This window comes from Vibrio sp. QJM3NY_39, from assembly GCF_057785895.1.
The window spans coordinates 3252512-3266845 of the sequence record NZ_CM173505.1; the positions used below are offsets into that span (position 1 = coordinate 3252512).

Sequence of the window (14334 nt, forward strand, 5' to 3'; positions counted from 1 at the left end):
CTACCTTACATGCCAATGACGACGTACGCGTCTCATTAATAGAAACATCCAAGGCCAAAGTATACAGTTTATCAATGCGCTCCATAACGATAATGGATTGAAAACGACATCTTGGATCAAATATTCACCAAAGAAGATCAACACCTCAAACAATACCGTTAACGCAGCAATAATCATCGCTTGTTGCCATAGCGCCATATTACGAATGACTAGGAAATTCATCGCAATAATGTACATAACGATTGCCATCATCATGCCTCGAATACCTAACGTCGAGCCTATCAATAGGTCCCACAATAAGCCCAGAATCAAAGCGCTACCCACGTTAACACGGTGAGGTAGGGCCAAAACCCAGTAACAGGTAACCAGTAGCAGCCAAGATGGTCTAAATAGATCCAAACTACCAGGCCAAGGAATCGTTTGCAGAATAAGGGCTACTAAAAATGAGCAGCCAATGACTACCTTGCTTCTTAAAACGCTATTGGCCATCTTCGCCCTCTAACAATGCTTGTTCTATGCTGGATTGATCCGCTTGCATCTGTTTGTTTTCATCAGGCCATACTAGCAGCAAGTATCTGAGCTTATCGAACTCAACCACAGGCTCCGCTTTGATAACGGCAAATTCACGTTTTGGGTCGTAATCAACGGCAGTAACGTAGGCGACTGGATAACCTTCTGGATATACTCCACCGAGTCCAGATGTCACCAATAGATCTTCTTCTTGTATATCGGTACTGGTTGGAATGTGCTCTAGCTGGATCTCATCAATCATGCCATTGCCCGAAGCGATCACTCGAATATCATTACGAATAACCTGAACAGGAATTGCGTTGTTTGCGTCAGTCAGTAACAGGACACGACTATTATGAGCAGCAACAAAAGTCACTTGGCCGACAATGCCTTTTTCGTTGATCACCGGTTGACCTTCATACACCCCATCAATCTGACCTTTGTCGATCACAACTTGATGACGATATGGTGAAGTGTCTACCGCCATAACTTCTGTGACGACTTTCTTTTCATCACGGATAAACGGAGATCCTAACAGCTTACGGAGGCGCTTGTTTTCTTCTTGATATTGCTCAAGCAGAATCAGCTCGCTCTTCAGGCGCAAGACTTCTCGTTTAATATTATGGTTGGATTCGATCAGGCCTTTACGAGTACTAAAACGATCGTAGACACCATCGAACATAGTACGAGGTAAGTTGGCTGCATATTGAATAGGTGCAACCATGCTGTTCAATAGATAGCGTACATTTGAGAAAGCATCTAAACGACTATCAGCCAGCATAAGGCTGGCTGATAAAATTACAGCAAAAAACAGGCGCAATTGTAGAGAGGGACCTCTACCAAAAATTGGCTTCATTCTATATTTGGTCCTAGAGCTACATTTGATCCTATAGACAAGGTCCTAGGCTCTTTACATAAAACTAGATAAGAAAAGAGCCTAACACTAGATATTATTCTTCGCTGAACAGGTCGCCGCCGTGCATGTCGATCATCTCTAGGGCTTTACCGCCACCTAGAGCAACACACGTTAATGGCTCTTCTGCCACAACAACAGGGATACCCGTTTCTTCAGTAAGCAGACGATCAAGGTCTTTAAGCAGTGCACCACCACCTGTCAGTACCATACCGTTTTCTGAGATATCAGAAGCAAGCTCTGGAGGACACTGTTCAAGTGCAACCATCACTGCAGATACGATACCGGATAACGGCTCTTGAAGTGCTTCAAGAATTTCGTTTGAGTTCAGGCTAAAGCTACGAGGTACACCTTCAGCAAGGTTACGACCACGTACTTCGATCTCATCGACTTCATCGCCAGGGTAAGCTGAACCGATTTCGTGTTTGATCTTCTCTGCCGTTGCTTCACCGATCAAGCTGCCGTAGTTACGACGAACGTAGTTGATGATCGCTTCATCAAAACGGTCACCACCGATACGTACAGAAGACGAGTAAACCACACCGTTTAGTGAGATAACCGCAACTTCAGTCGTACCACCACCGATATCAACAACCATTGAACCCGTTGGCTCAGATACACGTAGGCCAGCACCAATCGCAGCAGCCATAGGCTCATCGATTAGGTAAACCTCACGAGCACCAGCACCTAATGCTGATTCACGGATAGCACGACGCTCAACCTGAGTTGAACCACAAGGTACACAAACCAAAACGCGAGGGCTTGGTTTAAGCACACTGTTGTCATGCACTTGCTTAATAAAGTGCTGAAGCATTTTTTCGGTTACGTAAAAGTCAGCAATTACACCGTCTTTCATTGGGCGAATCGCTGAAATGTTACCAGGCGTACGACCAAGCATTTGCTTAGCAGCGTGACCAACAGCAGCTACACTCTTTGCAGACCCCGTACGATCTTGGCGAATAGCGACAACGGAAGGCTCATCAAGAACAATGCCTTGGCCTTTTACATATATAAGGGTATTGGCTGTACCTAAATCAATCGATAGGTCGTTTGAAAACATGCCACGAAGTTTTTTAAACATATTCTTCGCTCATCCTGCAAGAATTAGAAGACAAAAATTGCACTAAATGTACCAATGCCTTGCTGTCACGGCAAGGCATTGAAGTATAAACATGGACTGAAACCCGCAATTTCTTACAGATTCCTAACTTAAGGGGCAAAAATTATATTTTTACTGACCTGTTAAACCACTTTCACCTCGATAGATCACTCGATCGTTACCGCGGTAGATGCCGAATGTGACGACGGTGGAGGGATCTTGCTCTCCATTTTCCTCATCCGAAACTTTATCGCTATCCCAATCGTATCTGAGCCATGGAATATCATCCATATTTTGCCACAACTGTACTTGTTCACGGATGCTTACACCTGTACCTTGAGAAGCCGTCAGGTTACGAGATTCTCCATCAGATACAAGCCCGCCATTAGCGAGTGTTACTGTCGTGATGACACTGCCGTCTTCTGACCAAATAACATCGCTAGCACTCGTAGAAGCTTCGACGTTTGTAGCATTATCATCTTCATTAAGAACAAAGCGGCTGCCATTCCAATACTCCGATCTTAGAGGAATAGTAATTGTTGAACCTGAATTACCACCAACATCGTCTAACTCCACTCGACCAAAGCGGATATCGGGCTGCTCGGTTAGGCGTTGAGGATCTCTACTCCCTTCTTCATTCAGATATGTAACCGGGTCATCATCTTCAGAGCCAGTATGAGTAATTGAGATATCAGTAACAGTCCCTGTTGCACCATTATAAGGGCCATCTTCATAGTTATCAGCGGTTGGTAACTTTTCGAGGCATAGTTCTGAATCACAGTCTGTTGAAGGGGAACTTTGACTTAATGTAAAAGTTCCAATGCTTCTATTATCAGCAACAGTCCACACTTTGTTTGGTACAGGAGCACTAAAACGGTCACCAAAATTTGGTTCAAATAATGAGAAACCTGCCGTTAACGTAGTATCAAATGATGCATAATTTGTAATCGCGTTCCCTAGAGCATTTAACGCCTCAACTTCAAATTCGACACCATCGAATGGTTGATTCATATAAGCAAAGCTTTGCTCACTTACTCCACTTCCTGGATAATCCCAAATTGGAGTACCTATCGTGGTGAAATATTTAGGGTAAAAGCGACCAATAGATTTACTTCCAGAAAATCCACCCAGAATCTTGCCGTAAAAGCTGTTTGAGTTTTCAGTCACTTCAAAGTTGATACTACCAACCTCTGAATACTTTAAGCTTTTGAATTTATAACCATTATCAGAAGAAACAATATCAGAACTAGATTGAATCAGTTGACTACTCGGTTCTAAACTACCTAACACTGCATCACCATTACTAGGTGTATCTAATGTATGATTCGCACCTATTGCACCTGAAGAAAGCAAATAGTTTTGTGTTACCAAGTTATTGTTACATAGCTGACTAGAGTCATTCGTGAACCTAATTGGTTTAGCAAGCACGTCAAACTCTTCCCCCGCTGCAACAAATGCTGCCCCACTACTGCTGTTTCCATCAGAGTTATTATCCGTACAGATCGCAAATTGCCAAGGACGAGAATTCACCAAGAAACTACCTGAAAGTTTATCAATACCACTTTCAGGACAACCTGATATTTCACTACAGTCAAAACTATCGTCTGTTAACGTTATTTTAAACTGGCCTGCCTCTTGAATCGAAAATGCATCAGTTGTCTCTCCTTTATCGCTCACTTCAAAATCAGGTGTGTAATCGAGTAAGCTTATCGCATCATCACCGCTCACTGGTTGGACGATATTTAAACTCACAGTAGGCGTACCCACATAATCTTGTGACAACGAAGAATCTTGCGTATTACAAGAAGACACTTTTGCCGTCACTTCGTACTCCTCGCCAGCCACAACAAACTGCTCATCAACATCGAACTTATAAGGTACAAAGCTAATTTTTGATGTGGCAGTTTCTAAGTCGCCATTCCAAGTACCACTGACATCATAACTATCTAATTTAGAAGAAGATAAGTATAAAGTTTTTTGCCCATTCACAAAGTGACTTTGGTAGTCCCCCGAAGATGTAGAACAGTTACTCCCGCTCTCATCTTCACACCATTTACCAGTCGAACTTGGTGTGTGTGATGCAGTGAAGCTATCCTGAACGGTACTAATTACACTACCATTCTCATCTACGACTTTGAATTCGACGGCTGCAACCTCACAAGTCAATACATATTCAACCTTGGGTTCAACTACGAGTACCAAGTTATCATCTATTGGATCACATAAATGACGTTCACTGTAGAGTTCTTTAACTTCATCAGGACTTAAAGATCGATTAAAAACATTAATTTCATCAATGTACCCATTAAATGAACGAGTAGAAAAGTTAGCATCATTACCAATTCTTAATGGTTCATTGTTTTTTTTCAGTTTCTTATTTCCATTATCTCCGACAATATTATCTAAAGCCCCATTAATATAAAGCTTTGCTTGAGAATTTTTCCTATTTGCTTTGTAGTCAATGACAATATGATACCATTCATTTTTTTTAATCACTATATTACTAGTCAGAGTTCTAGTTTGATTGTTTTTTTGCAACCAGTACCAATATATTTTCCCTTGACTATTAATATGAAATTCATAGTTTGTATCTTTTGCTACAATTGTATAAAGTGAACTACCTTGAGGGTAACGGTCACCTAGCTTAATCCAAACTGAAACAGAAAGTTCTTCCTCAAAGGATAATTCTGAAGAATGCTGAACTTCGACATACGAGTTGTCAGAATTACTAAACTGAGCATATCCACAAGTACCAAAGTTCTTAAAATCATTGATTAAAGCTGGTTCAAAAGGATTATGGTTCAAATTTGGTTGATTTACTGCTTTACCATTAAAACCACCAGCACTATCAGTAACATCAAAAACATTCCCCCCACCCCAAGAATTCTTATCAAAATGATACTGTGCTAGCGGTGACAACCCTCGTTGTTGGCACGCATCAATAGGGTCTGTTCTATACAAGCATTGTCCATAAACCTCACTGTTATCTTGAAAATAAACTGTTGCCCAATTATTATTCGCAGCTGTTGCGTTCCCATGAACCGTTGCATTATCTAAATTGATATCCTGCAAGAGGCTTTGAATATCACCTAAGACCTCTGAGTCTCTTAAAAACAACTCCCCTCGAACTATAATATTACCTTCAACTTTAGATGAACTCTCAATATAGACATGATTGTCACTTCTATTTGAAATATTACCTGTCACCAATGAGTCATTTACTGTAATTGATGAACCGGCATCAATGGATCCACGAACCTCGGAATTATCACCAATATAAATATTATTATTACTTCTATTTTTAACGTCACCTTTTATGATTGAGTCAAGTATAGTAACAGATGTTCCAGCATTGACTTTACCATTAACACTGGATCCTTCATGGATATAGATTGAACTATTTGAATTATTTCTAACGTCACCCTTAATATCTGAACCTTCTACTGTTATATTAAACCAAGATTCAACATAACCAGTGATATGACTATCATCAGAAATAAAAATACTCATGTATACATTATTTTTAACATACCCATCAATATAAGTATCTGATAATGTTAAAGCCGTATGTAGATTCAAATTACCATGAATTATAGATTTTTCTATATTGCTATTACTATTCCACGTACTTGATTTTAGAGTTATGTTTGATCCATTAGAGCCAATATTGGTCCCGTCTAAATTATAACCACCATATGCGAGAATTGTAGACCCACTATTAGCATTCACATCATCATTTTTTGATGAAAAAAACCCATTACAGTAATATATCATCGGGTAAAATGAGGATGAATAAGATACCGAACCACTACATAACTTAGAAAAATCATTTAAGTCATTCAAGTCATATTTTTTTGCATCTACATTAAATGATGTAAATAGAAAGACAATTAATAATAGTCTAGATGATAACCTTAGTTTAAGTAACATTCAGAGTTTACTCCTTAACCCAAAGCTCTTGATTACGTTGAACTTCACTCACTCCAGAACCACAAACAACAGAGGACTCTAAAACATAAAAAACAAAACCATCGAGCTGCCCCCGGCTTGTACATTGCAATGAACTCAGCGAACAATTCATCGATGACTCAGAAACTATTGAATCAGCAACATTTGCCACAGCACTCGGTATAGGGTCAGTGCACACAGTTGAAATAGCAGATGAAGATTGTGGGTCAGGATCGGGATAGAATTGCGTCATCACATACTCATTAACAGAATGGCTGAGTAACCAAGCTTGCGTGCCTAGCACCACTCGGGTGTTTGAGTCATTATCAGACCAACTAGTTCGACTCAAACTTGTTGCTAAGAAACCAAGCACTACGATAACAAAGATGACCATGATTAGCGCACTGCCTTTTTGGGTTGATTTACGGGACATTTATCACCTGTATCTCTTGCTCAAACACTGTGGACTCATTATTTTCTGCAAACTCGAGAATCAACTCAACAACACCATTACTCTGAACATCCGCAGGCTGATAACTCAGGGTACTATTCTCATTCATAACTCGATCGCTTATTGTGACACCATTACGAGTTAGTAAATTACTATTCGCAAGGCAATATTCCACAAGGTTATTCGAGTCAAAAATGTAGTGCCTTTTGCCTACAGATTCACTGATAAGAGTGTTAGCACCATTTGGAATAGAAAAATAGGCGGCAGATACACTAGGAGGAGTAACATTGTTAAGAGGGTATATATTGTTTAATTCGTTGATATCAGTGTGAGGACGCGTCGGGTTTATTACTAATGACATGGATTGTAATGAGCTACTCGTTGCTCCGGTATCACTAACCAAGAAATTAATATCAGCTCCAGAAATGGCATAAAAACCTGAATCAACAATTGGATAGAATGATACACAACCACTACTCACTGAAGCTGGAAACAAATTAGGTACAGCATGCCTCACTTCACGAGAAAGCTTTTCCAATACAAACCTAGCTTCCGTTTGTAGTCGAAAACGCTCTACGGAACCAAAGTAGCCCCTCATACCAAGCTCTGTAAAATTCGCAACACCAAGCAACACAATACTTGATACGACTATAGCCAAAATCATCTCTATTAGAGTAAACCCTTTATCCTTCATTAATACTCCCCTTTAAAGGCGACTAAAGTGATAGGGGGATTATTGCTCGCGGTAATTGTTAGCGTAAATTTCTGCATCGACGTGGTCGGTGTATCGTTGGTAACTATCAACGCCACATCAAAATTAGTGTAAGTACTGCCAAGCTCTATAGGTGTTCCAGAGCTTACTGACCCGTAATCACGAGCTAACAGATCGGTCATAATACTTTGACCTAATGCCGAAGCTCGGTTGGAATAATTCACTTGCCCTGAAAGCGCGGATTGTGGTGCGAGAAAAGTAGAAAATGCGAGCATTGCAAAACCAAGTAGTACAATAACAATAATCGACTCGATAAGCGTAAAGCCACTATTTACGTACTTCATGGGCATGCCTGATTACTTGGATAAACAAAACCTTGAGAATTGATACAAACCCAAGCTCTGTCTGAACTATTATTGGATGAAATCGTAATTTGAACACCAGATGAAGCGGTATTTTCAGGATTACCTAAAAGGCTGAATTCGATTGGCGAAGAGTAATTAGAGGAAGGTACAGATGAGAAACTATAATCATCACTAGCGATAACATCACTTCTTGTTTCAGATAAGTTGTCACAAGCAGATTGCGAGCCGATGCAATTGTTCGCAGCCACTAAACGTAAGCTTTCAGCACCTGACACAGACATGTCCATGTTAGATTGCATTCTATTTAACTGAACTTGCCGAACAACAGAAGAAACCTGTTCTTGCAGAGCATACAACTCATAGCTCTGTCGCCCACCAAGCCGACTAAAAGCTGTCGCTGAAATAATAGCAAGTAAAAGAATCACCACAATCAATTCAACTAAAGTGAAACCTTTGTTTGGCTTTATATCCATATAGACCCTAAGTAAGTCAATCTTAACTCTAGATTACAAGATAGAATAAAAACATTGAACATATTTGCGATGAATATTAGAGCTTTAATAATTTACTTCTAAATAAAAAAGGCCAGCAAATGCTGGCCTTAAACTAGAATTAGAAGTTAGTCATTACACTCTGTGCCATTCGCAGCAGGTGTAAAGACTGTAATATTAGCGCCATTTTCTGAATCTGTAGCTTCCACATATTGAACACACTCTGTCGCGTAGCCCGTAATACCGTAACGAATTGTGGTAGCAGTTGGAGTGCCCTTAAGTTCCCACTCATCTAAGCCTTCAACAACTAAGTTTAAAGCAGTTGAGGTCGCCTCAGGGTAACCATTGACTAAATTCAATGTGCTAGTTCCTACACTGATTGCTCCAGAAACTCCATCTTGTCCATCAATTGCAGCCTTACCGTAAGTGATACCCGCAGCGCCAGCTATCGCACCTTTTAAACCTTGAATTGAAGCAGAACGAGCATCATCTTGTAGGTTTAGGAAACGTGGTGCCGCAGTTACAGCAAGAATACCCAGAATAACAATTACAACCACTAGTTCGATTAGGGTGAAACCGCCTTGTCTTTTCATAGTTAAGCTCTCTCTATGTTTAATTTTACGCAGACTTACTGCAAAGTTACGGTCACACGACCAGTTTTAATTTCGTAAACAAATTCGTGCTCGGTACTACCTTCTAATTGAACGTAAGTACACGTTGCATCACCTGAATTCGCTTGCGCTGAATATTTGTAATTTGAGCCACTATCGACTTCCGAAATCGCACCGACTTTAGGTGGATTTTGCAGCAAGTTTTCCATCAATTCAGAACAGGTTTTATCTGAAATGTCTTGTGGCGCGGTGCCAGAACTATTGTTCAGAGCCCATGGATAGCCATCTCTAAAATCGGTATCGACATTGTTACTGTTCTTTGATCTTGTTAACCAAAAATCAACACCATCATAATTTACAGTATTGTATGTTTCAACACCAATCTTCTCAGATGGTCTAGCTTCAGCTTCCCACTGTGCTCTTGCCGACAAAACGGCGGTTGCAAAACCACCAGCGACACCTTCAATGCTTGATTTTTTAGCCTCATCTGTCACGTCGAGGAAGCGGGGTAAAGCTGCTACCGCCAATAAACCAACGACCACTATCACTATCACTAATTCGACAAGGGAGAAACCCTTTTGATTCTTAAGCATTTTCTACCTACTCATCTAATTATTAACGCGCATTATACATTCACGCACGTATAAAACCATACAAAAACTGTCAATATTTTCACAAAGCCAAAATATTGGCTTTTACACTAAATCTTTCTTTCTTGAGTAATATATCTATCTGATACTTATCACTATAATGATAACGACAGTGAAACTGTATGTTATCACTTTTATCTTCAACACTCGGTGAACTGAGCCCTAAAATGCTTTCTTGAGGGTATAATTCTTCAAGCCAATAATGACAGTCTCGCTCATCTCCTTGAATCGGCATTATCCAGCCTGTTCGGCTATAATTTTTAGGATGTTCCGAGTCATTGTCTTGCTCAGCACCCGATAACAAATACTGTTGCTTGAACAAATTCGCTTGCTCTAAAATTCGCTTGCTCGCGACGATCAATGCCGTATTAGTCGCTTCTTCTTCTACCGTTTTAAAGGCAGAGAGCACCCCCACAATAAGAAAAAGAATAACGACACTCCAAATAACAAAACGTGAGCGTTGTAGGTTATTTAGCATTCCCTAGCCTTTGATTGCATCCAGCATTCCCCACATAGGTAGGAAAATACCCAGAGCTAAGATCAGCACCATACCAGCCACAACCACCAATAAAATAGGTTCGATCCTTGCGGTTAAGGTCTTTAAGTCATAATCGACTTCTCGATCATAAAAATCGGATACCTCAAGTAGCAGCTCATCAATACGGCCGGTTTCTTCACCCACCGAAATCATTTGTATCACCAGTGGGGTGAAAATTTCGCTATTGATCGCTGTTGAAGAAACCGTACTACCGGCTTCTATTGCGGCTTTCATAGCTTGTACTCTCAACTCAAGGAATCGGTTATCCAACGCTTCCGCAGACAACGACAGCGATTGGTTCAGTGGTACACCGGCTTTTAGCATCAAGGCGAATGTGCGCGAAAAACGCGAAAGTAGCGCTCGATTCACTACCCCACCAATCACGGGTATTTTTAAGCGTAACCTGTCCCACGTCTCCAATCCTTTGTCTGTCTTAACCCATGCTTTGAAAGCAAAAATAAGACCAAAGATAACCGCGAGCATTAAGCCCCAGTAATTAACAAAGAACTCCGACATGCCAATTAAGATACGAGTTGGGAGCGGCAGGTCGACACCAAAGCGCGCAAACATACTAGAGAACTGTGGAATAACCTTAATATTGAGAATGAACATCGCGACCAAAATAAAGCTGATCACAAAGGTTGGATAACGCATCGCAGTCTTGATTCGTTTGCGAGTCTCTACTTCTTGTTCATAGTATCCAGCCAATTGCAGCAAAGCTTGGTCTAAACGACCGGTATTTTCACCAACCCCAATCATAGAGACAAACAACGGGCTAAATACCTTGGGATGCATCTGCATCGATGCTGCTAATCCACGGCCATTGGTTAGCTCTGCAACCACTTCTTCTAGCGCTGCTTTCAGCTGCTTATTTTCACAGTTTTGAGTCAGGCCTTTCATCGACCTTAATAGTGGTACGCCTGCCTTGGTTAGGCTGTATAACTGTCGACAAAACAGAACCAAGACTTCAAGCGGAACATTGGGTGAAAACAGGCTAGATACATCCATATCCAAGACTGAACCACCACTTTTACCGAGCTTGATTGAGGTGGGAATAATTCCCTTACTCATCAAACTTTCTGCGGCAAGATCTTCGTTATTCGCCTCTAACTGACCCGTAACCTGGCTGCCATCAGAACTGCGACCTACATAACGATACGTTGGCATATCACTCTACCCCTACAGATAAATTGGGTCAGTGGCACCGGAAGCATCGCCTTCACCAAGGTGCATGATCTCATCGAGGCTCACGACACCTTGCAAAGCTAGCTCCATCGCAGAAGCCAACAACGGTTTGTAGTTTTTAGACCGCCTTGCCGTTTGAGCAAAGCCAACCGCGTCATTCGCTCTGAGGGCATCCATCATGTCTTGCTCTAGCTCCAACATTTCAAATACACCAATACGCCCGCGATAACCGGTTAGGTTACAGTTCTGGCAACCACGACCTTTCATGAATGGCACAGCCACTTGATTAGGGAAACGTACGCTCAACCACTGCTTACGAGGTTCATCCAATTCATCCTCAACCTTGCAATCAGTACACACTTTACGAACTAATCGCTGTGCCACCACCGCTCTCACGGCACTTGCCACAAGATAACCGGGAGCACCCATGTCCATCATACGCAGTGCACTGTCTACGGCATCGTTGGTATGCAGCGTACTTAAGACTAAGTGGCCCGTCAGTGCGGCTCTCAAACCAATCTCAACGGTTTCGTGGTCACGCATCTCACCAATAAGGATGATATCAGGATCCTGACGAAGGAAAGTTCTGAGGATAGTAGAGAAATCGAGATTGATCTTAGGGTTTACCTGAACTTGGTTCACTCGAGGAAGGCGGTATTCCACCGGATCTTCCGCGGTAATGATCTTTTTGCCCGGCTCGTTTAATTCGCTTAGCGCACCATAGAGGGTGGTTGTTTTACCTGAACCCGTCGGGCCAGTGACCAAGATCATGCCATGTGGACGGCGTAACTGTTGACGAAGACGAACAAGAAGATCATTGGGAATACCCGATGCTTCTAGCTTACGTAAGCCTGCTGATTGGTTAAGCAAACGCATCACCACAGACTCACCATGCTGAACTGGCATGGTCGACATACGAATATCAACAGACTGGCCTTTGGCTCGAATGTTAAAACGACCATCTTGAGGAAGACGCTTCTCTGAGATATCGAGGTTTGCCATTAACTTCAAGCGCAGTACGAGTGCAGAGGCAATATTGACTTCATTCAGCAGTGTTTCATGCAGCACGCCATCAATACGCTGACGAATACGCAAGACGTTTGAATCGGGCTCAATATGAATATCAGATGCACCGACTTGGATTGCATCTTCAAATAACGAGTTGATCAGCTTAACGACCGTCACTTCGTCACTGTCTTCACCAGCAATATCAAAATCAAAGGCGTCATTGACTTGGTGTTCGGCATGAAGCTGCTCGGCGAAAGACGCAATTTCTTTGGTTCGGCGGTAATAGCGATCAAAGCCATCCACTAATTGTCTTTCTTGAGCGACAACGAACTCAAGCGCGTAGTCACCCAGTTGGCCAAGTAATGATTCCTGAGCAAACAGATCCGCAGGATCACTCATTGCGACACGTAACGTATCGCCTTGGCGCCCAATAACCAATGCACGAAGGCGACGAGCATGTACTTCAGGTAAAAGCTGCACCGCTTCAACATCAACAACCGCTCGACTTAAATCAATGAGAGGAATAGCGAGTTGCTGGGACAAGAAACTCAACATCTGTTGTTCTGATAAGAAACCAAGTTCAATCAGCGCATCACCCAGCTTACGACCGGTACTTTTTTGAGCAGCAAGAGCTTGTTCAACTTGGGCCTCAGTGATGATTCCCTCTTCGACGAGCAAATCACCTAGCCTTTTTCTTAATCTAATTTGCATCGCCACTCTCCTCTAAAGCTTTGATTATGTTTAAGCGGTCACGCACAAAGTTTTGCGATTGAGATGAGATTCCAACTCTGGTTAAGGCACCTTGGTATGACTCTTTTGCAGCAGAAAAATCAAGTTGACGCTCTTGTTGAATCGCAAGGCCAAGCCACCAGCGAGCATTATCTGAATCAACCTCGACTAACTTTTGGTAACTCTCGAGCGCGATGTCTTCTTGCTGAGATTTTTGACTCAATGCAGCACGCATTGCCAAATAATCTTGAGTAGGATTTGGTGGCATGTGGATTAACGGGCTTAAAGCTGCTTCTGCTTGGTTAGCTTTAACCAGCAGTTTAGATAAACCCAACCGTAGCTTTTCGCTGTTGATATTAAGTTTGATACCAGATTGAAACAGCTCGTAGGCTTTGCGAGTGTCACCCTTGCCAAAATAGAGAATCGCGAGTTTCTGACGAACCTCTTCATTTCGTGGCGTATAACGCAAGGCTTCGGTGTAACCTTTCAAAGCACCAGTAAGATCATTCGCATCAAGTGCTTTCTGAGCTCGCCCTTGTGCATTCACTGATAATTGCTCAGGCGTTAGCTCTACCTGCTCAATCAACATTGCGCTATTTTCTGAACTGTCAGAAGATTCTTTCTCATTAGAGATAGGATCCGGATCTTTTTTTGCCACGCTAGCAACGTAAATCGGCTTTGGAATGTCAGTATTAGTCGCTTTAGCCGTGCTTAACGGTTTAGGCGTAACGTTAGGGGTTGTCGTTTTAGAAGTACTCGACCTTGTCGTTGGCTTAGCTTGAACGTTATTGGCCGCTACTGTGTTTTCTGCTGAATGGGGCGTTAAATCTAGCGTCACTAATTTCTTGGTTGGCGATGAGAGTGTTTGAGTGACAACATCCTGCATTTCTCCAGAACTCTCTACGACAGAGACCTGGACTTGAGCATCTCGAGTTGAGATTGAATGTTCAACGGCTGGGCCTTGTGATATTGCCCAACCGCCCATCGCTAAGCTCAAAGTGAAACCTGTCACTAACCAAACCAATGGGGAGCGTGTTTTCACTTTAGGCACCACTGCCGCTTCAATCGACGTCGCTGACTTTTTCTTTGCCAATTCAGACAAGGCGTTATTTATGACGCTCATA

Annotated in this window: 14 protein-coding genes; all 14 read right to left on the bottom strand. The window is 42.0% G+C overall.

Annotated elements, in window-relative coordinates; all coding sequences use genetic code 11:
- The 14 genes from mreD to AC3CHU_RS14455 all read right to left on the bottom strand — a co-directional run bounded on the left by mreD (position 1) and on the right by AC3CHU_RS14455 (position 14333).
- A complete protein-coding gene (mreD, locus tag AC3CHU_RS14390; protein WP_004735926.1) occupies positions 1-489 on the bottom strand; it encodes a rod shape-determining protein MreD in 489 nt (162 codons plus the stop codon).
- Entirely contained in the window at positions 479-1366 is an 888-nt protein-coding gene (mreC, locus tag AC3CHU_RS14395) for a rod shape-determining protein MreC (protein WP_004735927.1), read from the bottom strand. Before mreC ends, mreD begins: the two co-directional genes overlap by 11 nt.
- 94 nt (positions 1367-1460) lie before the next feature.
- A complete protein-coding gene (locus tag AC3CHU_RS14400) occupies positions 1461-2504 on the bottom strand; it encodes a rod shape-determining protein (RefSeq protein WP_004735928.1) in 1044 nt (347 codons plus the stop codon).
- A 150-nt stretch (positions 2505-2654) separates the two neighbouring features.
- Positions 2655-6452 carry a LamG-like jellyroll fold domain-containing protein gene (locus tag AC3CHU_RS14405; protein WP_488524792.1) on the bottom strand — a complete coding sequence of 1266 codons (3798 nt, stop codon included), beginning with the start codon at positions 6450-6452 and terminating at the stop codon, positions 2655-2657.
- A 7-nt stretch (positions 6453-6459) separates the two neighbouring features.
- The gene (locus AC3CHU_RS14410) at positions 6460-6903 is read right to left on the bottom strand and encodes an MSHA biogenesis protein MshP (RefSeq protein ID WP_488524793.1); all 444 of its coding nucleotides are present in this window, start codon (positions 6901-6903) and stop codon (positions 6460-6462) included.
- Positions 6893-7615 (bottom strand): PilW family protein, encoded by a 723-nt coding sequence (locus AC3CHU_RS14415; protein ID WP_488524794.1) that lies wholly within the window; start codon positions 7613-7615, stop codon positions 6893-6895. Before AC3CHU_RS14415 ends, AC3CHU_RS14410 begins: the two co-directional genes overlap by 11 nt.
- Positions 7615-7977, bottom strand: coding sequence for a type IV pilus modification PilV family protein (locus AC3CHU_RS14420; protein WP_054547871.1), 363 nt, complete (start codon positions 7975-7977; stop codon positions 7615-7617). The genes AC3CHU_RS14415 and AC3CHU_RS14420 overlap by 1 nt, the downstream gene beginning before the upstream one ends.
- Complete coding sequence (locus AC3CHU_RS14425) at positions 7974-8471, bottom strand: prepilin-type N-terminal cleavage/methylation domain-containing protein (RefSeq protein ID WP_488524795.1); 498 nt, start codon at positions 8469-8471, stop codon at positions 7974-7976. The genes AC3CHU_RS14420 and AC3CHU_RS14425 overlap by 4 nt, the downstream gene beginning before the upstream one ends.
- A gap of 146 nt (positions 8472-8617) precedes the next feature.
- Positions 8618-9082 (bottom strand): type II secretion system protein, encoded by a 465-nt coding sequence (locus AC3CHU_RS14430; protein ID WP_488524796.1) that lies wholly within the window; start codon positions 9080-9082, stop codon positions 8618-8620.
- A 35-nt stretch (positions 9083-9117) separates the two neighbouring features.
- Positions 9118-9693, bottom strand: coding sequence for a prepilin-type N-terminal cleavage/methylation domain-containing protein (locus AC3CHU_RS14435; RefSeq protein WP_488524797.1), 576 nt, complete (start codon positions 9691-9693; stop codon positions 9118-9120).
- Positions 9694-9772: 79 nt separating this feature from the next.
- Positions 9773-10228 (bottom strand): MSHA biogenesis protein MshF, encoded by a 456-nt coding sequence (locus AC3CHU_RS14440; protein ID WP_102495632.1) that lies wholly within the window; start codon positions 10226-10228, stop codon positions 9773-9775.
- Positions 10229-10231: 3 nt separating this feature from the next.
- On the bottom strand, positions 10232-11455 hold the full coding sequence (locus AC3CHU_RS14445; protein WP_488524798.1) for a type II secretion system F family protein: 1224 nt from the start codon (positions 11453-11455) through the stop codon (positions 10232-10234).
- A gap of 12 nt (positions 11456-11467) precedes the next feature.
- Positions 11468-13192: an MSHA fimbrial ATPase MshE gene (gene mshE / locus AC3CHU_RS14450; RefSeq protein WP_488524799.1), complete on the bottom strand. Its 1725-nt coding sequence runs from the start codon at positions 13190-13192 to the stop codon at positions 11468-11470.
- A complete protein-coding gene (locus AC3CHU_RS14455; protein ID WP_488524800.1) occupies positions 13182-14333 on the bottom strand; it encodes a tetratricopeptide repeat protein in 1152 nt (383 codons plus the stop codon). Before AC3CHU_RS14455 ends, mshE begins: the two co-directional genes overlap by 11 nt.
- Position 14334: the final 1 nt, after the last annotated feature.